The organism is Mitsuokella apri (genome assembly GCF_047974105.1).
GTDB lineage: Bacteria > Bacillota > Negativicutes > Selenomonadales > Selenomonadaceae > Mitsuokella.
The window spans coordinates 1-25506 of the sequence record NZ_JBHYRS010000006.1; the positions used below are offsets into that span (position 1 = coordinate 1).

The 25506-nt window shown below is 51.8% G+C and carries 29 protein-coding genes; 17 read left to right on the top strand and 12 right to left on the bottom strand.

Features of this window, described 5'->3' with window-relative positions; genetic code table 11:
• The first annotated feature begins 97 nt into the window (after positions 1 to 97).
• On the top strand, positions 98 to 1006 hold the full coding sequence (locus tag ACE419_RS08520; protein WP_435721707.1) for an Ada metal-binding domain-containing protein: 909 nt from the start codon (positions 98 to 100) through the stop codon (positions 1004 to 1006).
• 46 nt (positions 1007 to 1052) lie between these two features.
• Here the strand turns inward: ACE419_RS08520 and ACE419_RS08525 are convergent, their stop codons facing one another.
• The 6 genes from ACE419_RS08525 to ACE419_RS08550 all read right to left on the bottom strand — a co-directional run bounded on the left by ACE419_RS08525 (position 1053) and on the right by ACE419_RS08550 (position 5405).
• Positions 1053 to 1517 (bottom strand): YaiI/YqxD family protein, encoded by a 465-nt coding sequence (locus ACE419_RS08525; protein WP_435721708.1) that lies wholly within the window; start codon positions 1515 to 1517, stop codon positions 1053 to 1055.
• Between the two features lie 115 nt (positions 1518 to 1632).
• Positions 1633 to 2427 carry a protein-ADP-ribose hydrolase gene (locus tag ACE419_RS08530; protein ID WP_432648343.1) on the bottom strand — a complete coding sequence of 265 codons (795 nt, stop codon included), beginning with the start codon at positions 2425 to 2427 and terminating at the stop codon, positions 1633 to 1635.
• A 2-nt stretch (positions 2428 to 2429) separates the two neighbouring features.
• Positions 2430 to 3374, bottom strand: coding sequence for an SIR2 family NAD-dependent protein deacylase (locus ACE419_RS08535; RefSeq protein WP_435721709.1), 945 nt, complete (start codon positions 3372 to 3374; stop codon positions 2430 to 2432).
• A 29-nt stretch (positions 3375 to 3403) separates the two neighbouring features.
• The gene (locus tag ACE419_RS08540; RefSeq protein ID WP_435721710.1) at positions 3404 to 4018 is read right to left on the bottom strand and encodes a 4Fe-4S dicluster-binding protein; all 615 of its coding nucleotides are present in this window, start codon (positions 4016 to 4018) and stop codon (positions 3404 to 3406) included.
• 91 nt (positions 4019 to 4109) lie between these two features.
• Positions 4110 to 4742, bottom strand: coding sequence for an NAD(P)-dependent oxidoreductase (locus tag ACE419_RS08545; protein WP_435721711.1), 633 nt, complete (start codon positions 4740 to 4742; stop codon positions 4110 to 4112).
• A 210-nt stretch (positions 4743 to 4952) separates the two neighbouring features.
• Entirely contained in the window at positions 4953 to 5405 is a 453-nt protein-coding gene (locus ACE419_RS08550) for a DoxX family protein (RefSeq protein ID WP_435721712.1), read from the bottom strand.
• A 324-nt stretch (positions 5406 to 5729) separates the two neighbouring features.
• Here ACE419_RS08550 and ACE419_RS08555 point away from each other — a divergent pair, with 324 nt between their 5' ends.
• Entirely contained in the window at positions 5730 to 6260 is a 531-nt protein-coding gene (locus tag ACE419_RS08555; RefSeq protein ID WP_435721713.1) for a hypothetical protein, read from the top strand.
• A gap of 131 nt (positions 6261 to 6391) precedes the next feature.
• Here ACE419_RS08555 and ACE419_RS08560 read toward each other — a convergent pair whose 3' ends face one another.
• From ACE419_RS08560 to ACE419_RS08580, 5 genes are read right to left on the bottom strand one after another with little or no spacing between them, the layout of a single operon-like run.
• A complete protein-coding gene (locus ACE419_RS08560) occupies positions 6392 to 6685 on the bottom strand; it encodes a hypothetical protein (RefSeq protein ID WP_435721714.1) in 294 nt (97 codons plus the stop codon).
• A 36-nt stretch (positions 6686 to 6721) separates the two neighbouring features.
• Positions 6722 to 7699: a Gfo/Idh/MocA family protein gene (locus ACE419_RS08565; RefSeq protein WP_435721715.1), complete on the bottom strand. Its 978-nt coding sequence runs from the start codon at positions 7697 to 7699 to the stop codon at positions 6722 to 6724.
• Between the two features lie 23 nt (positions 7700 to 7722).
• On the bottom strand, positions 7723 to 8160 hold the full coding sequence (locus ACE419_RS08570) for a DUF4869 domain-containing protein (protein WP_435721716.1): 438 nt from the start codon (positions 8158 to 8160) through the stop codon (positions 7723 to 7725).
• A gap of 3 nt (positions 8161 to 8163) precedes the next feature.
• Entirely contained in the window at positions 8164 to 9141 is a 978-nt protein-coding gene (locus ACE419_RS08575; protein ID WP_435721717.1) for a translation initiation factor 2, read from the bottom strand.
• A 53-nt stretch (positions 9142 to 9194) separates the two neighbouring features.
• Positions 9195 to 10172, bottom strand: a complete 978-nt coding sequence (locus ACE419_RS08580; RefSeq protein ID WP_435721718.1) for an AEC family transporter — start codon at positions 10170 to 10172, stop codon at positions 9195 to 9197.
• Positions 10173 to 10604: 432 nt separating this feature from the next.
• On the opposite strand from ACE419_RS08580, the gene urtA reads away from it, so the two are divergent.
• The 14 genes from urtA (at position 10605) to ACE419_RS08650 (ending at position 22329) form a co-directional block, all read left to right on the top strand.
• Positions 10605 to 11837: an urea ABC transporter substrate-binding protein gene (gene urtA / locus ACE419_RS08585; protein ID WP_435721719.1), complete on the top strand. Its 1233-nt coding sequence runs from the start codon at positions 10605 to 10607 to the stop codon at positions 11835 to 11837.
• A 110-nt stretch (positions 11838 to 11947) separates the two neighbouring features.
• A complete protein-coding gene (gene urtB, locus ACE419_RS08590) occupies positions 11948 to 12838 on the top strand; it encodes an urea ABC transporter permease subunit UrtB (protein ID WP_435721720.1) in 891 nt (296 codons plus the stop codon).
• Between the two features lie 26 nt (positions 12839 to 12864).
• Complete coding sequence (gene urtC / locus ACE419_RS08595) at positions 12865 to 13974, top strand: urea ABC transporter permease subunit UrtC (RefSeq protein WP_432646335.1); 1110 nt, start codon at positions 12865 to 12867, stop codon at positions 13972 to 13974.
• Positions 13971 to 14759 carry an urea ABC transporter ATP-binding protein UrtD gene (gene urtD / locus ACE419_RS08600; protein ID WP_432646334.1) on the top strand — a complete coding sequence of 263 codons (789 nt, stop codon included), beginning with the start codon at positions 13971 to 13973 and terminating at the stop codon, positions 14757 to 14759. The genes urtC and urtD overlap by 4 nt, the downstream gene beginning before the upstream one ends.
• A complete protein-coding gene (urtE, locus tag ACE419_RS08605) occupies positions 14752 to 15447 on the top strand; it encodes an urea ABC transporter ATP-binding subunit UrtE (RefSeq protein WP_435721721.1) in 696 nt (231 codons plus the stop codon). The genes urtD and urtE overlap by 8 nt, the downstream gene beginning before the upstream one ends.
• Before the next feature lie 55 nt (positions 15448 to 15502).
• On the top strand, positions 15503 to 15805 hold the full coding sequence (gene ureA / locus ACE419_RS08610) for an urease subunit gamma (RefSeq protein ID WP_432646332.1): 303 nt from the start codon (positions 15503 to 15505) through the stop codon (positions 15803 to 15805).
• 22 nt (positions 15806 to 15827) lie between these two features.
• Positions 15828 to 16217 (top strand): urease subunit beta, encoded by a 390-nt coding sequence (gene ureB / locus ACE419_RS08615; RefSeq protein ID WP_439784383.1) that lies wholly within the window; start codon positions 15828 to 15830, stop codon positions 16215 to 16217.
• Positions 16214 to 17935, top strand: a complete 1722-nt coding sequence (ureB, locus tag ACE419_RS08620) for an urease subunit beta (protein WP_432646330.1) — start codon at positions 16214 to 16216, stop codon at positions 17933 to 17935. Before ureB (ACE419_RS08615) ends, ureB (ACE419_RS08620) begins: the two co-directional genes overlap by 4 nt.
• A gap of 15 nt (positions 17936 to 17950) precedes the next feature.
• Complete coding sequence (locus ACE419_RS08625; RefSeq protein WP_432646329.1) at positions 17951 to 18478, top strand: urease accessory protein UreE; 528 nt, start codon at positions 17951 to 17953, stop codon at positions 18476 to 18478.
• Between the two features lie 2 nt (positions 18479 to 18480).
• Positions 18481 to 19239, top strand: coding sequence for an urease accessory protein UreF (locus ACE419_RS08630; protein WP_432646328.1), 759 nt, complete (start codon positions 18481 to 18483; stop codon positions 19237 to 19239).
• Between the two features lie 28 nt (positions 19240 to 19267).
• Positions 19268 to 19903: an urease accessory protein UreG gene (gene ureG, locus ACE419_RS08635; RefSeq protein WP_432646327.1), complete on the top strand. Its 636-nt coding sequence runs from the start codon at positions 19268 to 19270 to the stop codon at positions 19901 to 19903.
• A gap of 21 nt (positions 19904 to 19924) precedes the next feature.
• Positions 19925 to 20767, top strand: coding sequence for an urease accessory protein UreD (locus ACE419_RS08640; RefSeq protein WP_435721722.1), 843 nt, complete (start codon positions 19925 to 19927; stop codon positions 20765 to 20767).
• A gap of 148 nt (positions 20768 to 20915) precedes the next feature.
• Complete coding sequence (locus ACE419_RS08645) at positions 20916 to 21791, top strand: L,D-transpeptidase family protein (protein WP_432646325.1); 876 nt, start codon at positions 20916 to 20918, stop codon at positions 21789 to 21791.
• A gap of 121 nt (positions 21792 to 21912) precedes the next feature.
• Positions 21913 to 22329, top strand: coding sequence for an MFS transporter (locus tag ACE419_RS08650; protein WP_435721723.1), 417 nt, complete (start codon positions 21913 to 21915; stop codon positions 22327 to 22329).
• A 97-nt stretch (positions 22330 to 22426) separates the two neighbouring features.
• Here ACE419_RS08650 and ACE419_RS08655 read toward each other — a convergent pair whose 3' ends face one another.
• Positions 22427 to 23605, bottom strand: coding sequence for an iron-containing alcohol dehydrogenase (locus ACE419_RS08655; protein ID WP_432646323.1), 1179 nt, complete (start codon positions 23603 to 23605; stop codon positions 22427 to 22429).
• 530 nt (positions 23606 to 24135) lie between these two features.
• On the opposite strand from ACE419_RS08655, the gene ACE419_RS08660 reads away from it, so the two are divergent.
• Complete coding sequence (locus ACE419_RS08660; protein WP_435721724.1) at positions 24136 to 25482, top strand: NAD(P)/FAD-dependent oxidoreductase; 1347 nt, start codon at positions 24136 to 24138, stop codon at positions 25480 to 25482.
• The last annotated feature ends 24 nt before the right edge of the window (positions 25483 to 25506 follow it).

Genomic DNA, 25506 nt, shown 5'->3' on the forward strand with positions numbered 1-25506 from the left:
GTTGACGGCGATGAGTAAATCTGTAGAAGTTTGAGAAAGGAGAGGTATGTAACTCTCCTGCTAATATGGTTAAAATCGATATTAACTATATTCTTCTATGTTTTACATACCAGAAAAGGAACTCGACTATCTAAAGTCGCGAGACAAAAAACTGGCAGCGGCCATAGAAGCGATTGGGCCCATAAAGCGTCGGGTAGACGATGATATATTCTCGTCTGTTGTCCATCATATCATTGGTCAGCAGATTTCCACGGCCGCACAGGCCACGCTCTGGCAGCGGCTGTCCGCAAAGCTCGGAACCATCGACTCCGAGAGCATCTTATCCCTGAGCCGCGAAGAGCTGCAGTCCATCGGCATGACATACAAAAAGGCCGACTATATTCAGGACTTTGCCGCAAAGGTCCATAGCGGCGCTTTCGATATTCGGGCACTTGAGAGCATGACGGATGAAGAAATGTGGCAGGCTGTGCTGCACAACGACGCAAGTTATGACGGCGTGTTTTTCTACGGTGTCAAGACGACTGGCATCTATTGCCGGCCATCCTGTAAATCAAAAGCCCCGAAACGGGAAAATGTCTGCTTCTTTGCGACTTCTGAAGAAGCCCGCAAAGCCGGTTTTCGCCCCTGCAAGCGCTGCCGCAGCGATTTGCTCGACTACGAGCCCATGAAGCAGCTGGCCGAAGACGTCAAACAGAAAATCGAAGCCTTTTACCGCGAACAGTCGGCCCTCTATCATGAACTCGGCGAAGTCGGCGTCACCGGCCGGCGTCTCACGGACGTTTTCCGCGATGTCTACGGCATGACGCCCAAGGCCTATATGGATAAACTGCGTCTGCAGGAAGCAAAGCACTTGCTGACCGCCACGGATAAAAAAATCATCGACATCGCCTATGCCGTAGGCTTTGGCAGTCTGTCAGCCTTTTACCGCTTCTTCCAAAAGGAACTTTCCCTCACGCCATCTGCTTATCGCAGACAGTCACAAAAAGAAAAATGCGAACCCAAATGAGGCTCTGACAAATGAAATGTCAGAGCCTCATTTGGGTTGAACAGATTCACTCCGCATCTTTCTGAAGCTGTAAAATATGCTGCAGTAAGTGCCCAAATCTTTGGCAGAAATGCTCATCATCTTCGGATGTGCGTTTTCGAGGTCCTTTCAGATGATTCTTCTTCGAGGCACGCCGCGCCTTTTTTGCCAGATGGCGTTCCATCAGCAGCCGGTCGATATTTTCATTCGTGTACTGCCAGCCGTTTTGATGCACGGCATAGGCGTGTTTGCCAAGTGCCATGGCCGCAACGCCGTAATCCTGCGTTACGACGATATCGCCTTTGTGGCAGAGGTTGATGAGCGCGAGGTCCACGGCATCGGCTCCTGCCCCGATGATTTTGACTTCACTGTAATTGGAAGTCAGGATGTGATTCGTATCGCAGAGCAGCGTGACGGGGACTTTGTATTTCTCGGCTATTGTTTCAATCTGCCTGACGACTGGGCAGGCATCGGCATCAACGAAAATCTTCATAAATAAGGCTCCATTCTGTCTCTAAGAATATTCCTGTATTCTCATAAAGATTTCGTCTCGCCCTGCCTTTTTCCTGCCTGTGCAAGTTTAGGTCTATCTCAGAAACATGCTTTTATCATTCGGGACGGCCCAAGATATTTTCGTAAATATCGCGGTCACTGTCTTTAAAGACGTCGAAAATCACGCGCTGCAGCGCTGCGCCCGGATGCTTGTCCAGCCAATTGCGGACCGTCCGAACGGCAATTTCGGCAGCGTCCCGCTGCGGGAACGAGAATACGCCCGTCGAGATGCAGCAGAAGACAATATTTGTGAGGCCATATTCTGCAGCGAGGTCGAGGCAGGCGGTATAGCAGGAGGCCAGCAGCTTTTTATGCTGTTCCGTCAAAGCGCCCTGCACAATGGGGCCGACGGTATGCAGGACATAGCGAGCCGGCAGATGATAGCCTTTGGTGATTTTGGCCTGCCCCGTCGGCTCTTCATGGCCCTGCTTCTTCATGATCTGATAGAGTTCATAACGCATCTCTGCGCCGGCCATAGTCTGCTCGATGTTGTCAATGCAGTTGTGATTCGGACGGAAGCAGCCGAGCATCTGGCTGTTGGCCGCGTTGACGATGGCATCGGCATGCAGGCGCGTAATATCGCCCTGCCAGACAAACAGCCGCGCATTAAGCACACTCGCCGGGATGTCCGTCACTTCGACAATGCCCTTTTCGCGTGTCATCTGTTCAAGAAAAGCCCCTTCGATGGCCGCAAATTCAGCCGTAAGCGGTGCCGGCATGCGGACATTGAACAAGGCGCGCAGAAGCAGCCACTGTCCTTCTGCGTCTTCGGGGATGCGGTACCCTGCGTATTCCGGCATTTCCTTCTGCAGGGCCTTGATAAGCCAGATTCTTCTTTCTTCCTGCGTCATGTTCAGACCTTCTTTTCGTTCAGCAAATCTTTCAGGACCTTTCCGATATCCTGCTCCATGCAGAGGCTGCGGTCCTGTATTTTTTTACTGCAGGCTGCCCATCCCTTGTTGATGGAGACATAAAAAGCTTTTGGATTTTCTTCCGTATAATACCAGAACGGATACTTGATGATGACGGGCGTATTCATGCCGACACCGAGCTCGAGATAAAGGATATGATCATCCTCATGCTGCTCCAAGAATGTATGATAACGCATTTGTGCCTCATGCCAGCCCTCATCTTCAACAAAACGGTCATCGCTGCGCACGCTGACCATCATATCGCGGCCATCATCGGGGCATTTGGGGATGAGTTCTTTAGGGATTGTCATGTTGAGTTTTCCGGAAGCCGGCACCTCGTAGATGCCCTGTTCATTTTTGACAAAGCCCTGCGCCGCGAGCATCTTTTCGACAATTTCCTGATTGTCGTAGGACTTCTGCACCTCGGGCTGCACACTCTGCAGCAGGCCGTAATCGCCCTGCGTGTAGAAAAGGCGCTTCTTGTCAAAGCCGCTTCTCTGGAACTGATGGTCGACATTCGTCGTCAGCACGAAATAATCCTTGTCTCTGACGAGCTTCAGAAGATCCGGATAGACCGAAGACGGTGCGTCGATGTAGCGGTTGAAATAAATCTGACGGCTCCACCAGCCCCAATAAAATTCAGGGCTTGGGAACGGATAAAAGCCACCCGTGTACATATCCGTGATGCCGAATTTCTCGGCAAAGTCAAAGAAATATTTCCGGAAGCGTTCACCGCCATACGTCAGCCCCGCAGCCGTCGAAAGCCCCGCGCCGGCGCCAATCAGGACGGCATCGGCTTTTTGTATTTTTTCTTTGAGCAAAGTAAGCTGCTCTTCATACGATCTATTATTTTTTTTGTAGCAAAGTACGGTATCAAAACCAAACATGATTTTCCTCCACGATTCCATTTCTTCTATTATATACTTTTGGTTATGGCCTGTACGGGGCAGATTTCTGCGCAGCGTCCGCAGCTCAGGCAATGATGACGGTCGATAACAGCCTTGCCATTCGGACGAATTGAAATGCAGTGCTGTGGACAGACGGACAGGCACTTTTGGCAGCCAATGCAGGCATCTTCATTGACCCGATAGCCGCATGCGTGTGTCTCTGCGTCGCCGAGGATAAAGTCATCCCGCTCGATGTGCGACGGATTGCTGATATCGAAATACTCCCCTGTCCCTTGATAAATCTGGAACACTTCGAGAGCCTGACGTGTATTCTCCGGATAGATCTTTGCCATGTACGGATTTTCAATAAAAATTTCCGCGAGTTTCTCCTGTCCGATATTGCGTACAAAGCCATCGAAACGCACAGCCCGCTTGTCGCGCGTACCGGACAGGCTGATATATCCCTGCTCCTGCAGCTGATGATAAAAATTCTTGCCCTTGGCTGTCAGGAAATAAAGGCCCTGTTCATCATAGAGCATCAGGTCGATGACGCGAGTCTCGGGGCGTCCTTCGTCATTCAGCGTCGCCATAACGACGGAATGAAAATCTTTGACCAGCATCTTGAGATAATATACGGTATCCATCGCTAACATCCTTTCTCTTTTTAGACATGCAAAAACTGCCGCGGGGAAACGGCAGTCTTTTGGGGATTATGCATAAGGGGATTTGGCGGGCTTAAGCGCGGACAACGGAGATGCGCTGTTTTACATGCTTGCCGCTCTCAATTTCATCGACCATAGCAATGGCGTAGTCGGCATACGAGATGATGGACTCATTCTTGCTGTTGAGCGTGAACTCTTCGCCGGCAAGGATGTATTTGCCCGTGCGGTCGCCATCTGCCTGGAAATCAGCAGCTGGGGAGATGTACGTCCAGTTGACATCTTCCGTGGCACGAAGTTCAGCAAGAGCCAGACCATGTGCGGCGCTGACACCCTTGAAGGCATCCGGGAAATTCGGAGCGAGCTCTACCGTGGAAGTATGCTCTTTGTTCGTGTAAAGGCTGCCTGCACCGCCGACAACGACGAGGCGCGTCTTTGTGCCCTTCAACAGGTCTGCGAGGTAAATGGCAGCTCTCGGTACGATATACAGCGTCTCGAGCGTCCACGTGCCGACTGCATCGACAACAACGTCAAAGCCCTGCAGATCTTCCTTCGTCAGAGCGAAGACATCTTTTTTGATATAATTCTTGGCCTGCGTGTTATTTTCGTCATGACGGCCAAAAGCGACAACCTCATGGCCGCGATTCAGGGCCTCTTTGATGACATTCTGTGCGACACGGCCGTTTGCTGCTACAACTGCGATTTTCATAATATGTTTCTCCTTCCGAAGGGCTTTTCCCTTCCAATCAATCTTTGTTTTTTCTTTATGTAATGTTCGCGATTACGTCTTACAAGTCATACTATACCAGAGCAGGTACATATTGTCAACACTTTTATTACATCAAAAAAAATAAAAAATTTTGGCATCCCGATGTGACAAGCACCAGGATGCCAAAAGTATCTTATATATATGAAGATTTTAGTCGAGCTCCGACTCGTCGCGTTCCGCGCCGAGCATGTAGTCGAGGCTGTAGCGGCCCGGACCGGCAAAGAGCGTGCCAAGGTAGAAGATGCCTTCTTCGAGAGGACGCGTTACCTCAAGAATCGGAGCGCCCATCGCGTAGACAATTGCCGTGCCCATCATGAGATTGGCGAAAAGCAAGGCCGACATCGGACGATAGAGCAGGCCGAGCAGGATGAAGAGTCCGCCAAACGTCTCCGTCAGGCCCGAGACAAGTCCGAAGAACGTCGGGAACAGGTGAATGCCGAGAGCCCCCATCATCGAGCCCAGCGCCGTCCATCCCTCAGGACCGCTGAGGATTTTCGGCACGCCGTGCCAGATAAAGGCCAGACCGATGAGAATGCGGAAGACGAGAAGTCCAAGATCTTTTTTGGATGCAATAAAGTTGTTGAGCTGCTGTAATGCGTTCATGATGATTCCTCCTTCATGAGTCAGTATTTTTTCGTAATGGATAATCATTTCATACTTACATGATATACGAAGAAGGGAAGCGCGGCAAGAACGATTTTTTGCTTGAGCTAGTATCAAATGCTTGCGTATTGGCCTGATTACTGGGCAAATAGATTATGAGTCCAGCTGCTGTATCACATCGTCGCGATGCTGCATAGCCCTTTCAGAAAAATTGCCATAGCCTGATACTGTCCACCACAAAAATATTGACAAAAGCAATTAATTGGTATAAGATGTTCTTCAGTAAAAGACATGGACGAACATTACAGCCATTTGGAGAAATGAATGATGAAGTTGAAAATGTATATTGCCGCAGGTGCTTTTGCTGCAGCCGGCCTGATGACGACGGGCATGACTGCGACGGTCAATGCCGCTGAACAGATTCCAAATCCCATTGTAACGTACAATACGGTACAGGATGCCGCTAAGGCCGCCGGCATCACACCGCTTTATCTGCCGAAGATTTCCGGCTACCATGTTGATTATATTTCGGTCATTGGCAATGATACAGTAGACCTCAGCTATGTACGTGATGGCGAGACTCAGACGAGACTGCGTGTACGTACTACGAAAACAAGCATGACACATTTAAGCGGTATAAACGGTGTAAATTGGAAACAACAAAACATCGATCATACGCAAGTCGCTGTTGCAGAACTGCCGACCGTCATGAGCACAGACCCGAAGGGCTATGCAGCTGAATGGCAGAGAGACGGTTATCATTTCTCCATCACGGCTGAAAATATCTCCTCGGCAGAGTTTCAGAACCTGCTGGAAGATGGCCTCGTCGACCTGTCCGAGCATTACTTCGATTAACCGATAATACTTGATATACTTCCCTATCATAAAAGACAGCCGCAAAAATTACGGCTGCCTTTTATTTTGCCTGAAAAAGTCCAGCGCTGGACTTTTTCCCTCTTTTTGTTGATATCATTTGTCAGCCGCGGTCAGTCGCCCATGATGCGGTCGAGCAGGGAGCCTTTCTTTTTGCTCGGAACCTGCGGTGCACTGCTGTCATGCTGACTAGTTTGCGGGCGTTCTTCCGACACAGGCTTGCCGGACTGACTTTTTTCCATGGCGACGCGGTCGCGGTAGGCCTTGGCCCGTGTGACACTTTTCCATGCATCAGCCGTGCGGGCCTTTGCCTTATGAGCCCGCCGCTCTTCGGCAATCATGCGTTTTTCCCGTTCCTGCAGAATGGCAGCCTGCTTTTTGAGTTCTTCTGTCTTTTTGTCATCCATTAAAATCGGCTCCCTTCTTTCTGTAATCTCTTGAGTTTATTTATTTTTCAGCATCCGGCAGCGGCTCTGCTCCAAAATATGCATGACCTGCTGTGTTGCTGCCAATTTTTCATAGGCTTCTTCATAGCGCCCTTCGTGCCAGAAGCGGTCAAAGGCAGCAAATTCATGTGCAAGACGCGGCGTACTGCCGTTGAGCGTGACGGTTTTTTCCATTTGTCCGTGCTGCTTCAGAACGATGGTATCCATGCGGTTCGGCCCGCCTTTGACTGCGAGCCAGCCATCCTCGCCCTGCACGATAAAGAAGCAGGGGCTCTCCGAATCCTTGGCACCGATGCAGACAGCCTGAAAATCCGGATACTGCAGCTTCATGATGCCGGATGTATCGACGCCGTTGAAGCCGATATTTGGCGTGTAGTCAAAGTCAGTCGGGGCTCCGAACAAATTCGTGGCCAAGGTAATATTGTAGAAATTGATATCATAGAGCGCGCCGCCATAGACCTCAGGGTCAAAGGCCGGCAGCACGATACCTTTGCGATAGGCGTCATAACGGCTCGAATACTGCGAATAGTTGGCCTGTACGAGCTTGATTTTGCCAACGTCCTTTAGATGCTGCTGCAGGAAATGGAAATTCGGCATGTGAAGGAAGGATACTGCCTCAAACAGGAACAGATGCTTCTCTTTTGCCAGCGCAATGAGCTCCGTCGTCTCCTTTTCCGTCGGACAGAACGGTTTTTCCAAAATGACGTGTTTTCCTGCCAGCAGCGCCTTTTTCGCATAGGCATAATGCACGCTGTTGATCAGGCCGACATAAATAAAGTCAATATCATCCCGCGCAAGCAGCTCTTCATAATCCGTGCTGACTGCCGGAATCCCGTATTTTTCAGCCAGGGCTGCGGCCTTATCCCTGCTGTGCTCCCTTGCCCAAATGACCTTGAGCTCGATTTGGCTGAGGTCCTTTACCGCATCCAGAACCTCCCGGACAATCTTGCCTGTTCCCAGTAAAGCTAATCGCATAAAACATCCCTCTTTCTTTTTGGTCAAACAAACTCGCCGGCGATTGGCACGAGTTCTTCCATCGAATGAACAATCTGCTGCGTATTCATGATATAAATGGAAAATGGCTCTTTGCCAAAATCCATGATATGGTGCAAATTCACAGTTCGATCTGCATGCTCGGTCATTTTTAAAAGCCATTTTGCACAGTTATCACCGCATGTCGAAACATTGAACACCTGCTCGGGCATATTATAGACAAGCATCAAGGTCTTAACACCGCCGGATAAGCGTTCCGGTGGAATTTTTCCCATGACAGGACTATCAATCACGCCGGAATCCAGGACTACTGATTGATCTACATCGAGAATCATCTCCCGGTCAAAAGCATCCGTAATCCATTCATCTGCATACACGTTTTTAAAATATACGGCTGTATTAAAAATTGCTTTTGGCATATCGCCGAAAAATATCTTTAACATGAATTATTCACCCTTCAGAAAATCCAACACAGGCGCTGCTGCATGCAGTATCTTATCTTTATTGCCAGTATGCAGATATACCGGATTAAGATTTCTTTTCTGATAATGCCATATCGTGTCGGCAGCAGCCTGAATCAATACATCGGTAAAAAACTGCTCCCAGCTAAAAAAATCCTTACTTTCTATATAATCAACAGGATTTGCCAGAATTTCTGCAACAGCCTTTTTGTCGATTATTCCTGAAATCAGCAGCAGCCATTCAAAGGATTCAGGCAGGTACAGATGAATATGCGGGGTCACCTTCATCAAAGAATCTATGCGATTCATTTCCGGGCCAAAGGCAGCGCCATCTGCAATAATGAGCAGCTCTTTTTGCATATTCTGTTTTGCCAGTAGAAAAATATTTGATTTTCCATTTGCCGAAATACAGTCAATCATTTTGTCATCGCAGCAAGCATGAAAGAATTGATAGCCGGAATTTGAGTCTTCTACTATTAATTCCACAGGCGACAGCGGCAAATGTGCATAATCATCCTCATAGAGCCGATACAGTTCATGGTAAGTCTTTTGCAGCGTTCCGTATTTACCGGGATTCCGAATACCGTAAATTTCATTAACGCTATACGGTATGTTGTCCAGACGGTTTCTTGTAACAATGACATAATAATTATTCGTGCGCTTGATTTTCTGGGCAAATTCTTCCGATAAAACAAAGCGGCTGCCTTCGTCAATAAAAACGATGCTGTCATTTATGGCATCAAGCTCATTTTGCCAATATCGTCCCGATAAAACGACACAATCACGCTCACAAACCAGAGAAATACCGCTCTCCGGCCCATTATCGTTGAATTCCTGAATCATTTCGATCAGAGTCGTCTTTCCCGTTGCACTGTTTCCGCGAAGAACTGTTATATTGCGTCGAATCGTGAATTTATATTGCATACGGCGGTTTTCAACTAAGATATCATATTGCCCCCGCATCCTATCACCTCGCTGATTTACTTCTAAAACTATTATATATAGCAAAATTATGCTCAACCCAAGAATAACGACTTACCGACGGCCGTGAACACGGTAATCGAGATGCAGCTCAGCACGGTCGTGTTGAGTACGCATTGGGTCGCGTAGTCGGGGTGGTTGTCAAATTCGATGGCGTAGAGCGAGGTGTTGACGGCTGTCGGGATGCTGCAGTAAATCAGGAAGACCAGTGCCGAGATCGGTGTGAACAGCCCCGGCAGGAAGCGGTTGGCAGCAAAAATCATCAAAAGACCGACTGCCGGCATCACAAAGAGCTTCATGAGGCAGACGATCTCGACTTCGCGGTTGAACCATTCGATTCTTGTCTGCGAGAGCTGCGCGCCGATGCTGACCATCGCAACCGGCAGCAGGCATTTGCCGGCCATTTCAAGCACCGGCCAGAGGAAAAACGACTTGGCGTCCACGCCTCCCCAACGGCAAAGCAACGCCGCGAGAAAGGCATAAATAATCGGCATATGCAAAATGACGCGCAGGGCATCAAGCGGCGTATAATGCCCGCGTGCCCCCTGATAAAGGCCAAGCGTATTTAAGAGGACACTCTGCGACACAAAGAAAATGATCTGCACGGTCATCGCTTCCTGCAGATAAGGCGTCTGCCCGTCCACGACAAAAGGCGAATGTGAGAAAATCAGCAGAATGACCGCGATGCCAAGGTTGCCGGTATTATTGAACATCAGCGCATTGCGGCAGGATGACATCATGCCCTGGTCATAGTGACGAATCCTGCCGACCGCCGTCGCCAGCAGGAACGAAAGGAACATAAAGAGCACCAGGCTGCCGACCATATGGAAGCTCGCCGCGGGAAACTCTGTCGTATAAATATTCGTGAACAGAAAAGATGGCACAATGAGGTAGAAAATCATCTTCGACATCGTCTTGATGTCCATATGAAACTTCTTATCGAGAAAATACCCCACGCCTACCAGAAAGAACAGCGGCAGCATCGTATGCTCGATAATATCCCAAAAAATCATAAATACATCCCTTGCTTTCTGCACAAAGAGCCTGCTGCCTATTGCCGGGCCGCAGTAAACCATCTGTGTCTGATTTCTTTTATTATACCAAAATACGCTGGCATCCGCTCTTGCTGTCTGCATATTCTTAGCGGGAAAATCATCAGCAGCATCTCGTCGTTTTCTTCTTCGATATCTAAATTATTCGTTTTATTAGTATATTATTTCGTTTTGTCTATTGTATACATACAATAGACAGTTGACACGGTACAAACATCAGTGTTATACTAGCACCATATTCAACAGAACAGCAGAGCAAGGCAGCTCACGATATTGCGCAGGCGCGCAGTATGTGAGCTGCTTTTTTATTCTCCCATTTTGTTGAAGCATTGATTTTCTCTAGAGATACAGTTCCAAGCCTTTTAAGACAGTGAGAAAGTGAAGTGTAAGCGTATGAGAATGTGGAAAAAACTACTGGGCATCTCCTTCCTCGCCTCGAGCCTGATGCTATCAGGCTGCGGCGGCGACAGTGCCATGAGCGGCAGCACGGGTTCTTCTTCCGGTGATACCGTCAAAGTCGGACTTCTTCACTCCCTGAGCGGCACGATGGCCATCAGTGAGACTTCCGTCCGCGATGCTGAGAAACTCGCCATTCAGGAAATCAATGACCAAGGCGGCGTGCTCGGCAAAAAGATTGAAATCGTAGAGGAAGACGGTGCTTCCGACCCGCAGATTTTCTCGGAGAAAGCCAAGAAACTCCTCATGAATGATAAAGTCGCAACCATCTTCGGCTGCTGGACCAGCGCTTCACGCAAAGCCGTCAAACCTGTCGTGGAGGGCAGTAACGGTCTTCTCTGGTATCCGACGCAGTATGAGGGCATGGAGCAGTCCAAAAACATCATGTACATGGGCGCCGCTCCAAACCAGCAGATTGTTCCTGCCATTGAGTATCTCTTGAAGAATGGCAAGAAAAAGATGTTCCTCGTCGGCAGTGACTACGTCTTCCCGCAGACGGCAAACCGCATCATCAAGGCTCAGCTTGCAGCAGAAGGCGGCGAGGTCGTCGGTGAGGAATACACGCCGATGGGCTATACGGACTACGCTACGATCATCAGCAAGATCAAAGCGGCAAAACCGGATGTCATTGTCAACACGCTGAACGGCGACTCGAACGTCGCGTTCTTCAAACAGCTTAAGGATGCCGGCATCACGGCGCAGGAATGCCCGGTCATGTCGTTCTCGATTGCTGAGGAAGAAATCAAGGGCATCGGTGCACAGAACATCGAAGGCGACCTCGTCTCGTGGGACTACTACCAGACGACCAAGACTCCGGCCAATGAAAAATTCGTCGCCGCTTACAAAAAAGCCTATGGCGATGACCGCGTAACGGATGACCCGATTGAAGCCGCCTACGACGCTGTTTACCTCTGGAAAGCAGCCGTCGAAAAAGCCGGCAGCTTTGATGTCGACAAGGTACGCGCAGCGGCCGGCGGCATCAGCTTCGACGCACCGGAAGGCACGGTCAAGATCGATGGCGACAATCAGCACCTTTACAAATACGTGCGCATCGGCAAGGTCAACGCCAACGGCCTCATCGATGAAGTCTTCGCCACGGACCCGATTAAGCCAGACCCGTTCCTCAAATCGTACAGCTGGGCACAGGGTCTGAGTGCAGACGCAAAATAATCCGTATCTGAAAAAATGATTCATGCCAGTCCGGATTGATTCAGAAAACGAATTCATCGCGTGACTGGCATTTCTCTTTCCTTAAGATTTGCATTGATCCGGAGGTTCTTATGGACATTTTAACCATACTATTCAATGGCCTGAGCCTATCCTCTATCCTGCTCTTAGCAGCCTTGGGACTGGCCATCACCTTTGGCCTCATGGGCATCATCAATATGGCACATGGTGAATTCATCATGGTCGGTGCTTATACGACGTATGTCGCACAGGGCATCCTGATGCCGATACTCGGCGATGGCTATTTCTTCGTTTCCATCATCTTATCGTTTATCACGGCCGCTATTTTGGGCATGCTTTTAGAGCTCATCGTCGTCCGCAGGCTCTACGGCCGGCCGACAGACAGCCTGCTCGCCACTTGGGGCGTCAGCCTCATCCTGCAGCAGCTGGCGCGCAGCATTTTCGGCGCACCGAACGTCAATGTCGTGGCTCCCTCTTTTCTGAGCGGCAGCATCACGCTGCTCGGCGTTTCGATGTCCTACAAGCGCCTGTTCATCATGGCCATGGTCCTCGCCTGCCTCGTGGCAGTTTGGGCCTTCCTCTATCATACGGATTTTGGCCGCAAGATGCGTGCCTGCATCCAGAACCGCGATATGGCACAGTGCCTCGGCATCCGCTCGAAGCGCATTGACTGCCTGACGTTCGCTCTCGGCAGCGGCCTTGCCGGCATCGCCGGCTGCGCCCTGACGCTGCTCGGTTCCATCGGACCGACGCTCGGACAGAATTACATCGTCGACACGTTCATGGTCGTCGTACTCGGCGGCGTCGGCAAACTCATCGGCTGCATCTCGGGCGCTTTGATCATCGGCGTGGCAGGAACGGTCTTCGAATTCGGCAGCACGGCTTCCATCGCCAAGGCTGCGGTGCTGTTTCTCGTCATCCTCTTCCTGCAGAAAAAGCCGCAGGGACTCTTCGCCCTGCGCAGCCGTGCTCTTGACGATTGAGACGGCCAAGAAAGGAGGTCCGAACCTTGGGTATTAAATTTTGGCTGCGGGAAAAGAAAAATCTCGTCTTTCTCGCCTTAATCCTCGTTCTTCTGACTATGCCATTCGTGCTGACGCTGTTCCGCCTCACGTTGCTCGGCAAGTTCATCTGCTACGCCATTGTGGCTCTCGGCATCGATCTCATCTGGGGCTATACGGGTATTCTTAGCCTCGGCCACGGTGTATTCTTCGGCCTCGGTGCTTATGCCATGGCGATGCATTTAAAGCTTGTCGCGAGCGGCAGTTCCCTGCCGGAATTCATGGTAACAGGCGGCCTGACGCAGCTGCCGGCCTTTTGGAAGCCCTTTGCTTCTGCGCCGTTTGCGCTCATCGCTGTCGTGGCCCTGCCGCTGCTTTTGGCCTTGCTCGTCGGCTTCTCAACCTTCAAAAACCGCATCAAGGGTGTTTATTTCTCCATTCTTTCGCAGGCACTTGCCTGGGCGTTCGTGACAATTTTCGTCGGCATGCAGGCTTATACCGGCGGAAGCAACGGCATCACGGGCTTCACGACATTCTTAGGCATCCAGCTGCAGAACCCGATGAATCTCGTTTCCTTCTATTATTTTGCCGTCGCGCTGCTTTTCCTGACGTACGTCTTCTGCACGTGGCTCATGAGCCGCAGCCTCGGCAAAATCCTCATCGCCATCCGCGATGGTGAGAACCGCACGTACTTCACGGGCTACGATTCCAGCCGTTATAAGACGTTCATCTACTGCATTTCGGCTATCATCACGGGCATTGCCGGTGCCGTCTATGTACTCTTTGCCGGCATGATCTCCCCGAAGGAACTCGACATCGCCTTTTCCGTCGAGATGGTCATCTGGGTCGCCGTCGGCGGCCGCGGCACGCTGATTGGCGCGGTCATCGGTGCCCTGCTCGTCAACGCCATGAAAACGGGCGTCAGTGAGACGGTCCCCGATATGTGGCTCTACTTCATCGGCCTGCTCTTCGTGCTCGTCGTCCTCTTCATGCCGAAAGGACTTGTCGGCGTGGTTGAATCGCTTTACGAAAAAGCACAGCCTTACCTGCCGACCGTTCATCTCCCATTTGGTCTTCGCAGCAAGTCTGCCAATAAGAGAAAGGGGATTGCCTCATGATACCAAGATCTTCGGCCGCTTCTGCCTCAAATGAAGCTTTGCTGAATCTCAAACATATCTCCGTCGAATTCGACGGCTTCAAGGCCGTCAATGATGTGACGACTTCCATTGCCCCGCATGAAATCCATTTCTTCATCGGCCCGAACGGCGCCGGCAAGACAACGCTTCTCGACGTTATCTGCGGCAAGACGAAGCCTTCAGCCGGTGAAGTCGATTATGCCGGCGTCGGCAATATCCTGAAACTCAAGGAATTCGAGATTGTCAAAAAAGGCATCTGCCGCAAATTCCAGGTGCCATCGACATTCGTCAACCTCAGTGTCTACGACAATATGCGCATTGCCATCAACCGCGACAAGAGCGTCTTCGGCTCTCTGATGATGCGCAAGCGCTACCTCGATACGCGCAAGATCTACGATGTCCTGCACCTTGTCGGCCTCGACAAAAAGAGCAAGGAACGCGCAAAATTCCTTTCCCACGGCGAAAAACAGTGGCTCGAGATTGCGATGCTGCTCGTTGAAGAGCCGAAGCTCCTGCTGCTCGATGAACCTGTCGCCGGCATGGGACAGGCCGAGACGGAAAAAACGGCCCGCATCCTTGAAGAAATCAAGGACCGCTGTGCCGTGGCCGTCGTCGAGCACGATATGAATTTCGTCAAGAGCATCGCAGACGGCGTGACGGTCATGCACGAAGGAGCCATCCTCACGGAAGGTTCCGCCGAAAGTGTCATGAAAAATGCCAAGGTACAGGAAGTTTATCTGGGACGAGGTGAAGAAAAACATGCTTAATATCAACGGACTGACGGCCTGCTACGGAGAAAGCGAGGTCCTGCACGACATAAACCTTGCCATCCCCGACGGCAAGATCATCGCCCTTGTCGGCCGCAACGGCGTGGGTAAGACGACAACTTTAAAGAGCATCATGGGGCTGGTCAAAACGCCTAAGGGCAGCATCGAGCTTGCCGGTCAGGAGCTTCAGAAAAAACCACCGTATGAGCGCGCCCGCATGGGCATTGGCTATGTGCCGCAGGGCCGCGACATTTTCCCGCAGATGACCGTGGCCGAAAATCTGCGCCTCGGCCTTGAAGTCTGCGGCGGCAAAAAACAGGCCCCCTCGGAACTTTTCCGCCTGTTCCCGATTGTCGAGAAATTCCTGCCGCGCAAAGGCGGCGACCTTTCAGGCGGCCAGCAGCAGCAGCTCGCCATTGCCCGCGCGCTCATCGCCCATCCGAAGCTTCTGTTGCTCGATGAGCCGACAGAAGGCATCCAGCCTTCCATCATTCAGGAAATCGGCCATGCCATCCGTACCATCAACAAGGAGACCGGTCTTTCCATCCTGCTCGTTGAACAGTACCTCGACTTTGCCCTGGACTTGGCCGATGAATGCTACGTCATGGATAAAGGACAGATCGTCCTGCACGTAAATTCCAGCGACGCCGACAAAGAAGAAATTCAGCAGTACATGCTGGCATCCTGAGCAATTTGTCAGCAGGCACAGAACGCATTATATAGAAGAGAGGAAGGCATAAACTATGCGCTTAGCACCTCAGGATATGGAAAAACTCATGCTCCACTACGCGGGCAAACTCGCGGAAGAACGAAAAGGACGCGGCCTCAAGCTCAACTATCCGGAAGCCGTGGCCTACATCAGTATGGAACTCATGGAAATGGCCCGTGACGGCCATTCTGTCACGGAGCTCATGTCAGCCGGACGCCAGCTCTTGACGCGCGCAGACGTCATGGAAGGCGTCCCCGAGATGGTCGGCTCCGTACAGATTGAGGCGACGTTCCCCGATGGCACAAAACTCGTGACGGTCCACGAACCGATTCAGTAAAAATACGAAAGAAGGCCAGCATATGATACCGGGAGAAATGCTTCTCCAAAAAGGAGATATTACCCTGAACGAAGGGCGCGAAAGCCTCAAACTCGTCGTGACGAACGTCGGCGACCGTCCTGTGCAGGTCGGTGCCCATTATCATTTTTTTGAAGTCAACCGCTGCCTGAAATTTGACCGCGCCAAAGCTTTTGGCATGCGTCTCGATATTCCGTCAGGCACCTCCGTCCGCTTTGAACCGGGTGAGCAGAAAACAGTCGAGCTCGTCGAACTGCGCGGGCGTCGGCGCTGCCTTGGCTTCAACGCCCTGACCATGGGACCTGCGGGGGAACTGGATAAAGAAGCTGCCCTGCGCCGCGCCAGAGAACGCGGCTTTTTGATGGAGACAAACGATAAGGAGGCAGCAAAATGAGTCAAAAAATCAGTCGGGAAAAATACGCCTTGATGTACGGGCCGACGACAGGCGACAAGGTGCGCCTTGCTGACACGGACCTGCTGCTCGAAATCGAGAAGGACTACACGAGCTACGGCGATGAAATCAAATTTGGCGGCGGCAAGACGCTGCGTGACGGCATGGGACAGGCCTCCGAGATCACCAGTGAAAATGGTGCTCTCGACCTTGTCATCACGAATGCTATTGTGATGGACCCCGTGCAGGGAATCGTCAAAGCCGATATCGGCGTCAAGGACGGCCGCATCGTCGGTATCGGCAAGGCCGGCAATCCGGACATCATGGAGGGTGTCACGCCCGGCCTTACGGTCGGTGCCTCTACGGAAGCACTGGCAGCCGAAGGTCTCATCGTCACGGCCGGCGGCCTTGATACGCATATCCACTTCATCAGCCCGCAGCAGATTGACACGGCGCTTTACAGCGGCATCACGACGATGATTGGCGGCGGCACAGGCCCTGCCGACGGCACAAACGCCACGACCTGCACGCCGGGGCCATGGAACCTGCGCGAGATGCTGCGCGCTGCCGATGCCTATCCGATGAATCTCGGCTTCCTCGGCAAGGGCAACTGCTCGAGCATTGCTCCGCTTGTCGAGCAGGTCAAGGCAGGAGCCATGGGCCTGAAGATTCATGAGGACTGGGGCGCGACACCGGCCGTCATCGATGCCTGCCTGCGCGTTTCAGATGCTTACGACGTGCAGACGGCGATTCATACCGATACGTTAAATGAAGCGGGCTGCGTCGAAGATACCTTGGCGGCGATTGGCGGACGTACCATTCACACCTACCACACGGAAGGTGCCGGCGGCGGCCATGCCCCCGATATCATCCGCGCGGCCGGTTACGAAAACATCCTGCCTTCGTCGACCAATCCGACCATGCCGTTTACGAAGAACACGCTCGATGAGCATCTTGACATGCTGATGGTCTGCCACCATCTCGACAGCCGCATCCCCGAAGACGTGGCCTTTGCCGATTCGCGCATCCGTCCTGAGACCATCGCCGCCGAAGACGTCCTGCATGACATGGGCATCTTCTCCATGATGAGTTCGGATTCTCAGGCCATGGGCCGCGTCGGCGAAGTCATCGTGCGGACCTGGCAGACGGCCGATAAAATGAAAAAAGAGCGCGGCCGCCTGCCCGAAGAAAAGGGCGATAACGACAACTTCCGCATCCTGCGCTATCTCTCGAAATACACGATTAATCCGGCCATCACGCACGGCCTTACCGCAGAAGTCGGCTCGATTGAAGGGGGAAAACTCGCGGATCTCGTGCTCTGGAATCCTGCGTTCTTTGGCGTCCGTCCGGATATCATCATCAAAGGCGGCTTCATCATTGCCGCCAAGATGGGCGACCCCAATGCCTCCATCCCGACGCCGGAGCCCGTTTTCTACCGTCATATGTTCGGCGCAGCCGCCGGAGCCCGCCACGATACCTGCATCACCTTTGTTTCCAAGGCAGCCATGGAAGACGGCATCAAGGAAAAACTCGGCCTGCAGAAACTCGTCCGTCCCGTTTCGCACTGCCGCGACATCATGAAAAAGGATATGTACTTCAACAACAAGACCCCGCAGATCACGGTCAATCCCGAGACTTACGAGGTCCGTGTAGACGGCCAGAAAATTACGAGCAAACCAGCGGAAAAACTGCCGCTGACGCAGCTCTATCATCTTTTTTAAAAGGTGGGGATTTATATGATTTTGACAAAAATTTGCGGCAGCCTGCTCGACCCTGCTTTTATGGAAGGCAGGCAGAATAAGCATATCGACTATCTGCCGCTTGAATATACCGACGTTCAGAAACACATTCTGCGCGCCCTGACAAACGAAGGACGCGATATTGCCATCCGCCTCTCGCCAGAAGCCCAGAAGCACGGCCTGCACGACGGCGATGTGCTGCTCGAAGAAGCGGAAACGCTCGTTGTCCTCCAGATCCTGCCTGTCCCTGCACTCATAGCAGAACCGCGCAGCCTCATGGAAGCAGCCCGCTTCTGCTATGAAATCGGCAACCGCCATGCCCCGCTTTATGCCCTGCCCGGCGACACTCCAGCTTTTGCCGTAGTCTGGGATGCTTCCATGGGGCTCCTCTTCGCGAAGCTCGGCATCCCCTATGAGAAAAAGGAATTGAAGCTTGACGATGCATATCGTCTCAAGCTTGTAAGCGGCACGCATCATCATGCCCATACGCATGAGCATGAACACCGTCATACATTCGAGGCCTGACTATGGCAGCAGCAAAATCAGCAAAGCCAAAACCTACAGCAAAATATATCATAGAGGAAAAAGTGTCCCCACAGCAGGAAGAAGCTCTTTTCCTGCTGCTTGAGCTCAACGATGCCCTGTTCCCGATTGGCGCCTACGCCCATTCCTACGGACTCGAGACCTATGTGCAGCAGGGGCTTGTCCATGACAGCAAGACGGCTTCTGCATGGCTCTGCGCTTATTTTTCTGGCAGTTTTCTCTACAGCGAACTCTTGGCCGCGAGACTTGCCTACGAGTATTTTCCTGAGACCGACGGTCTCGAAAAGCTCCTGCAGCTTGAAACAGAACTGCGTGCTGCCAAGGTTCCGCGTGAACCGCGTGAGGCCCTGCAGAAACTCGGCCGACGCCTGGCAAAGAACGTCCAGAAAATCGGACTTCCCTTTGAGCCGAAGTTCGCAGCCTACGTAAAAGAAACGCAGCATTCCTGTACGCATCCCATCTGTTACGGGACACTTGCTGCTGCCCTGCACCTGCCGGAGCGGCAGGCTCTGCTTCATTATTTCTACGCGCAGCTTTCAGCCCTCATCAACACCTGCGTCAAGCTCATTCCGCTCTCGCAGACGGATGGCGCACGCCTCGTCGCCTCTTTCCGCACGAAGTACAGTGCCATCATTGACCGCGTTTTCGAAGCAGACGAGGACGACCTCGGTCTCGCCTCGCCCGGCCTCGATATCCGGGCCATGCAGCACGAAGTCCTTTACTCACGCCTCTACATGTCGTGATTTCATTTATATAGAAAGAAGAATCATCATGTCCTATGTCAAAATCGGCGTTGCCGGACCTGTCGGCTCCGGCAAGACAGCCTTGATTGAAGCCCTGACGAGGAAGCTTCACGATATCTACAGCATCTGCGTCGTCACGAATGATATCTACACGAAAGAAGATGCCGAATTCCTTGTCAAGCATTCCGCCATGGAGCGCGAGCGCATCTTAGGCGTCGAGACCGGCGGCTGCCCTCACACGGCCATCCGCGAAGATGCCTCGATGAACCTGGAAGCCGTTGAAGAGCTCACGGACCGTTTTCCCGACACGCAGATTGTCTTCATCGAGAGCGGCGGCGACAATCTTTCGGCGACATTCAGCCCCGAACTCGCCGATGCCACGATTTTTGTCATCGACGTCTCCGAGGGCGATAAGATTCCCCGCAAAGGCGGTCCGGGCATCACGCGCTCTGACCTGCTCGTCATCAATAAAAAAGACCTTGCTCCCTATGTCGGTGCCGACCTCGGCGTCATGGAACACGATGCCAAAAAAATGCGCGGCACGCGGCCCTTCCTCTTCACGAATCTCATGAAAAAAGAAGGCGTTGACACCATCATCAACTGGATTCGCCACAACGTCCTTTTGGAAGATGTTCCGAATCCGTTCCCTGCTGCCAAGGCTTAAAATTTGAAAGATGTGACATATATGGATGCACAAAAACATACGCAGTCCGCTGCTGACGTTCCCGCCGGTGAAAATGCTTTTGGACGCACCTCAAAGCTTTCCCTCGTCATTGCTCCCGGAAAAATCCGGGAACTCTTTTTTACGGCTCCCTACAAAATCTTACGTCCCTTTCATCAGCAGGGCTTTCTGCAGATCATGGTCGTGAAGGTTTCAGCCGGCACCATGGCCGGTGACCGTCAGGATGTCGATATTTGCCTCGAAGACGGCGCCAAAGCAGAATTTCTCTCGCAGTCCTACGAAAAGATTCACCGCATGGACGAGGGCGAGGCCGTGCGCAGCGGCCATATCGAGGTCGGCAGAAACGCCACGCTTTTTTACGCGCCGCTGCCCGTCCTGCCCTTTGCGGACTCGGCCTTTCGCAATACGTTTCATATCGAGCTCAGGGATGCTTCCAGCAGGCTGTTTTATTCTGATATCCTCGCCTGCGGACGCGCAGCCCGCGGGGAACATTTTCTTTACCGTCTTTACCGTTCGCGCGTGAAAATCTACCAGGCAGACGAGCTCGTCTACTTTGACAACCTTCGCTTTACCCCGAAAGACAATCCTTTTGACTATGCCGGCCTGACACAGTACGAAGGCTATACTCATCTCGGTACTTATCTGCTGATGAATTTTCCCCTGCAGGAAGAGGAACTGCGGGATTTTATCGAAACAATCCCTGTTGCTGCTTCCTGCGAGATTGGCCTGACCGCCTTCGCTCCGCAGTGTTTCTGCCTAAAATCCCTTGCCAATGGCAGCGAACCCCTCGTCGAACTGCAGACACAAATAAAAAATCGGCTTCGTCAAGAAACGGAAAAAGTCTAGTACTGGACTTTTTCCGTTTCTTTTATGCGGTCCCGCAGATATTTCCTGCATTGTCAAAGGAAATTGCTGTCACCCTTTGCATTCCAGCGCATTATGTGGTAAATTGGTGAAAGAATTCATTTTAACGCTCTTCAAAGGAATGATTTTTATGGAGCGAAAGCAATATCTCATGATTCTGGGTGCCGTCTGCGTGTTCATCCTGATTGCCTGCAGCGGGTTTGCCCTCTCGAGTCAGTCGGGAGGCGGACTTTTTGGCAAAAAAGCCGAGGTCCAGCTCACGCCGATGCAGCAGGCCCAGAAGGATTACGCGGGAGTCACCATCACCTACCAGATTGGCGACCAGAGCGAAACGCTTGACAGCGACCGCATCCTCTCGTGGCTTAAGGAAGACGAGGATGGCAGTGTTTCCTTTGACAAGGACCAGGTCAAGGCCTTCGTCAAAGAGCTTGCCGACAAATACGACACGGCTTATACGACGCGTGACTTCCACACCTCAACGGGTCAGGACATCAAAATCACGCAGGGCGACTACGGCTGGCGCATCGATCAGGAGCAGGAAACGGCTCATCTCCTCGACCTGCTTGCAAAGAAACAAAGCGCTGCCTGCGAACCGATTTACGCCCAGACCGCGGCCGTCCATGCCCCAAAAGACTGGGGTACGAGCTACGTCGAAGTCAATCTGCACGAACAGTATCTCTGGCTCTATAAAGATGGCAAATGCGTCCTCGAAAGTTATTTCGTTTCGGGCAATCCGACGCGCGGCCATGCTACACCGAAAGGCATCTACGGCATTACGTACAAAACGCGTGATGCGATGCTCAGCGGTCAGGGATACGATTCCAAAGTCAAATACTGGATGCCGTTCAACCGCAATGTCGGCCTGCACGATGCCCCGTGGCGCCAAACCTTCGGCGGTCAGACCTACCGTACCAACGGCTCCCATGGCTGCATCAACCTGCCGCCGGCAAAAGCTGCCGAGATTTACCAGAACGTCGATAAAAACACGCCAGTTATCGTCTATTGACCACTTATTATCACATTTATAAGGGATGCCTTCTGCATCCTTTATGATAGAAATGCCCCTGTTTTGTCAGTCGCCAACCAGTTGACAAAACGGGGGCATTCTTTTTTGACGGCTTCGCGCTGTGCTATACTCAAGCGCCGGCTTCGCCAGCATGCTGTTCGCCTCAAAAATCGGGCATCTCTCCGATAAAATCGGTGCGCAGAAGGTCCTGCCGGCCTGCCTGCTGCTTGCCGGCGCCGTCTCCATCCCGCAGGGACTCGTCACCTCGCCGTGGCAGCTCGCCCTGCTGCGCTTCATCCATGGGGTCGCGGTTGCAGGCCTCATGCCGTCCATCAATACACTCATCCGCAATCTGACGCCTTCCTTCTGCCTTGGCCGCATCTACGGTTTCAACCAGTCAGCGCAGTTCATCGGCATGTTCTCCGGAGCTTTCTTAGGCGGCCATCTCGCCGCTGTCTTCGGCATCCGGCAGATGTTCTTCATTGTCGCGGTGCTGCTATTGACCGATGCCATTTGGTGCCATAAAATCGAAAAATAAATCTCTGCATACAGCACATACAGCAAAAATGGCTGCCGCATCTTAAAATGCAGCAGCCATTTTGCGTATAACAGGGGATATCAGTAATGTGAAAGAATCAGCAGGTTGCGTCGACCCAGTCGCCTTCGTAAGCGCGGCGATAGAGTTCGACAACTTCGCCCTTCGTGTATTTGCGCGGACTCGTGAGAGCGCAGGCATCTTTGAGGGCATTTTCAGCCATGAGCTCGAAGTCCTCAGGCTGTACGCCGAGTTCCTTGAGCGTGCGCGGAATGCCGACCTCGCGGCTCAGGCGGCGGATAGCAGCGATGCCCTTGTCAGCCGCTTCGTTCGTGCTGAGACCGTCAATGACCTCGCCCATAGCGCGGGCGATATCGCGGAAGCGGTTGAGGTTGCTGATGAGGTTGAACTCACAGACATACGGCAGCAGGATGGCATTGCAGACACCATGCGGCAGGTTGTAGACACCGCCGAGCTGATGTGCCATCGCATGGACGTAGCCGAGCGAAGCATTGTTGAAGGCGATGCCGGCGAGGTACTGACCATAAGCCATTTTGTCACGGGCATAGAGATAATCGCCATTGGCCACAGCTTTTGGCAGGTACTTCTGAATCATGTTGATGGCCTGCAGGGCAGCGGCATCCGTCAGCGGGTTCGCAGCGGAGGAAACATAGGCCTCAATTGCGTGCGTCAGGGCATCCATACCCGTGGCAGCCGTCAGGCGCGGCGGCATGCCCTTCATGAGCACCGGATCGTTGATGGCGATCTGCGGCGTGACACGCCAATCGAGGATGGCCATTTTGACCTTGCGGCGCGTATCCGTGATGATGCAGAAACGCGTGATCTCAGAAGCCGTACCGGCCGTCGTATTGACTGCCATCAAAGGCACCATCTTATTCTTCGAAATGTCAATGCCTTCATAATCATAAATCTCGCCGCCGTTGGCTGCGATGAGGCCGATAGCCTTGGCACAGTCATGGGACGAACCGCCGCCAAGTGAGATGATGCAGTCGCAGCCCTGCTCCTGGAACGCCTTGACACCAGCGACAACATTCTTATCCGTCGGGTTTGGCTCGGCACCGCCGAAAATAAAGGTCGGCAGGCCCTCGTCTTCAAGAATTTTCTTCAATTCATCGGCCATGCCGGATTTTGCAAGGAAAGCATCGGTGACAATCATCGGATGCGTGCCGTCGAGGCTCTTCATGAGTTTGCCGGCTTCTTTGACAGCACCTTCACCAAAAACATTACGGGTCGGCAGGAAATAATACGTTAACGACATCGCAAAAACCTCCCTATATAATACAGAACTTGTTTTCTCTTATTCTTTTCATGCGCTTTTGTTGTTCGCTTTGTTGTCTTTATTATACGACGTCAGCGAGATTAAGTATAATACTAGATATTTTAAATTATCAATAGGTTTTTGCCTATATATATTGTATTAAACAAAGACAATATACGAAAAAATAGCGCTAATTCTCATAAAAATCAACTGCCAAAAGCAACATTCCGTTCAAGGTGTAACAAAGTTCACCTATATGGAACATAAGCACAGGCCTATAACTTTCGTGAAAATATGCACAAAACAATATGAACCATGATAAAAAAATATCGTTATGCTATATACCATAAATTTTTAGTATTTTATCTTTATTGTTTATAAGTGTATAATATACTTAAAAGATAATAAATATTGAAATGAAATAACTATCAAAAAATGTGACGAACATCACACGGATGTTCCAACATTTTATGAAGAAACAGGTTTTCTTCTTCATTTTATAGAAAACCTGCAGAAAGGCGGGATTGGACATGAAAGAACGGCCACGCGTCGTCATCCTCGGTGGAGGCATCGGCGGCATAAAAGCAGCACAGAAGCTGGCCAATCAGCCGGTGGATGTACTGATCATCGATCACAACAACTACCAGGTATTCCAGCCGCTCCTTTATCAGGTAGCGACATCGATGCTCTCAACGGATGAGGTCGTCTACCCCATTCGCGGATTCTTTAAAAAAGCAAATAATGTTGATTTCTTGCTGGCAGAGGTCAGCGGCATTCAGCCGGAAGAAAAAATTGTCAAGACAAGCCATGGGGATGTTCCCTACGATTACCTGATTATCGCGCTTGGCTCGACGCCGAATTTCTTTGGCAATAAAGAAGTGGAACGCAACGCGTTCCCTCTGAAGACTCTGCAGGATTCCATTCGCATCCGCAGTCATCTCCTGAGCGTTTTTGAAGAAGCCTCTGCCGAGACAGACCCGGAGAAGCGCAAAGCCCTGCTGACTTTCGTCTTTGTCGGCGCCGGTCCGATTGGCGTCGAGGGCGCAGGCGGCGTTTCCGAACTCGTCTACGATGTCCTGCAGAAAGAGTTCCATCATATCAATTTCGATGAAGTCAGCATCCATTTAATCGGGGCCGATAAATGCGTGCTCGGCATGATGCCCGAAAATCTCCGCGAAGATGCCCTGCATGTTCTGCAGAAGAAACGCATTGACGTTCAGTGTTCGATGCTCGTAACAGGCTATGACGGCGAGACGCTTTCCTACCGTCCGAGCAGTGCTCCAAAAGATGCGCCCTGCTCTACGCTCAAAACAAAAACCGTCGTCTGGTCGGCAGGTGTACGCCCTGTAGAGTGTCTCAGTGGCTTCACCTGTGAAAAAGACCGCGGCAAACGCCTGCTCATTGACGATACGATTCACCTGCAGGGCAGCAATGATATCTTTGCCGTCGGCGACTGCTCGAGCTACACGCAGCCAGGTGAGCAGCGGCCTCTGCCGACACTTGCGCCGGTCGCGATGGCCGAAGGAGAACTTGCAGCCAAGAACATTCTGCATGAACTGCGCGGCGAAGAGCCGGAACATTTCCATTACAAGAGCAAAGGCGTCATGGCCATTATCGGCAGCAGTGAAGCTGTCATGGCAGCAGGTCCGCTGCGCGTTCACGGCTTTCTCGCCTGGTCGGCCTGGCTCTGGATTCATCTGCTCACCAAGGCAGGGTTCCACAGCAATATCACCGTCACTTTTAAATGGATCTTCAATTATCTTTCCGGCACACGCCTTGGCCGCCTGATCACGCGTCCGGAGCTGCCCGGACTGCCCGAGTCCATCAAAAATGCACCGGAAATAAAAAATTCCGGCGCACAGAAGCAGGCATCCTGAAAACCGAAAAATCGAAAAGCCTGT

What these genes read in the sequence shown, in the direction of transcription:
- ACE419_RS08520 (WP_435721707.1), top strand. Translation starts at nt 98, where the DNA reads ATGTTTTACATACCAGAAAAGGAACTCGACTATCTAAAGTCGCGAGAC.
- ACE419_RS08525 (WP_435721708.1), bottom strand. Translation starts at nt 1,517, where the DNA reads ATGAAGATTTTCGTTGATGCCGATGCCTGCCCAGTCGTCAGGCAGATT.
- ACE419_RS08530 (WP_432648343.1), bottom strand. Translation starts at nt 2,427, where the DNA reads ATGACGCAGGAAGAAAGAAGAATCTGGCTTATCAAGGCCCTGCAGAAG.
- ACE419_RS08535 (WP_435721709.1), bottom strand. Translation starts at nt 3,374, where the DNA reads ATGTTTGGTTTTGATACCGTACTTTGCTACAAAAAAAATAATAGATCG.
- ACE419_RS08540 (WP_435721710.1), bottom strand. Translation starts at nt 4,018, where the DNA reads ATGGATACCGTATATTATCTCAAGATGCTGGTCAAAGATTTTCATTCC.
- ACE419_RS08545 (WP_435721711.1), bottom strand. Translation starts at nt 4,742, where the DNA reads ATGAAAATCGCAGTTGTAGCAGCAAACGGCCGTGTCGCACAGAATGTC.
- ACE419_RS08550 (WP_435721712.1), bottom strand. Translation starts at nt 5,405, where the DNA reads ATGAACGCATTACAGCAGCTCAACAACTTTATTGCATCCAAAAAAGAT.
- ACE419_RS08555 (WP_435721713.1), top strand. Translation starts at nt 5,730, where the DNA reads ATGATGAAGTTGAAAATGTATATTGCCGCAGGTGCTTTTGCTGCAGCC.
- ACE419_RS08560 (WP_435721714.1), bottom strand. Translation starts at nt 6,685, where the DNA reads ATGGATGACAAAAAGACAGAAGAACTCAAAAAGCAGGCTGCCATTCTG.
- ACE419_RS08565 (WP_435721715.1), bottom strand. Translation starts at nt 7,699, where the DNA reads ATGCGATTAGCTTTACTGGGAACAGGCAAGATTGTCCGGGAGGTTCTG.
- ACE419_RS08570 (WP_435721716.1), bottom strand. Translation starts at nt 8,160, where the DNA reads ATGTTAAAGATATTTTTCGGCGATATGCCAAAAGCAATTTTTAATACA.
- ACE419_RS08575 (WP_435721717.1), bottom strand. Translation starts at nt 9,141, where the DNA reads ATGCGGGGGCAATATGATATCTTAGTTGAAAACCGCCGTATGCAATAT.
- ACE419_RS08580 (WP_435721718.1), bottom strand. Translation starts at nt 10,172, where the DNA reads ATGATTTTTTGGGATATTATCGAGCATACGATGCTGCCGCTGTTCTTT.
- urtA (WP_435721719.1), top strand. Translation starts at nt 10,605, where the DNA reads ATGAGAATGTGGAAAAAACTACTGGGCATCTCCTTCCTCGCCTCGAGC.
- urtB (WP_435721720.1), top strand. Translation starts at nt 11,948, where the DNA reads ATGGACATTTTAACCATACTATTCAATGGCCTGAGCCTATCCTCTATC.
- urtD (WP_432646334.1), top strand. Translation starts at nt 13,971, where the DNA reads ATGATACCAAGATCTTCGGCCGCTTCTGCCTCAAATGAAGCTTTGCTG.
- urtE (WP_435721721.1), top strand. Translation starts at nt 14,752, where the DNA reads ATGCTTAATATCAACGGACTGACGGCCTGCTACGGAGAAAGCGAGGTC.
- ureA (WP_432646332.1), top strand. Translation starts at nt 15,503, where the DNA reads ATGCGCTTAGCACCTCAGGATATGGAAAAACTCATGCTCCACTACGCG.
- ureB (WP_439784383.1), top strand. Translation starts at nt 15,828, where the DNA reads ATGATACCGGGAGAAATGCTTCTCCAAAAAGGAGATATTACCCTGAAC.
- ureB (WP_432646330.1), top strand. Translation starts at nt 16,214, where the DNA reads ATGAGTCAAAAAATCAGTCGGGAAAAATACGCCTTGATGTACGGGCCG.
- ACE419_RS08625 (WP_432646329.1), top strand. Translation starts at nt 17,951, where the DNA reads ATGATTTTGACAAAAATTTGCGGCAGCCTGCTCGACCCTGCTTTTATG.
- ACE419_RS08630 (WP_432646328.1), top strand. Translation starts at nt 18,481, where the DNA reads ATGGCAGCAGCAAAATCAGCAAAGCCAAAACCTACAGCAAAATATATC.
- ureG (WP_432646327.1), top strand. Translation starts at nt 19,268, where the DNA reads ATGTCCTATGTCAAAATCGGCGTTGCCGGACCTGTCGGCTCCGGCAAG.
- ACE419_RS08640 (WP_435721722.1), top strand. Translation starts at nt 19,925, where the DNA reads ATGGATGCACAAAAACATACGCAGTCCGCTGCTGACGTTCCCGCCGGT.
- ACE419_RS08645 (WP_432646325.1), top strand. Translation starts at nt 20,916, where the DNA reads ATGGAGCGAAAGCAATATCTCATGATTCTGGGTGCCGTCTGCGTGTTC.
- ACE419_RS08655 (WP_432646323.1), bottom strand. Translation starts at nt 23,605, where the DNA reads ATGTCGTTAACGTATTATTTCCTGCCGACCCGTAATGTTTTTGGTGAA.
- ACE419_RS08660 (WP_435721724.1), top strand. Translation starts at nt 24,136, where the DNA reads ATGAAAGAACGGCCACGCGTCGTCATCCTCGGTGGAGGCATCGGCGGC.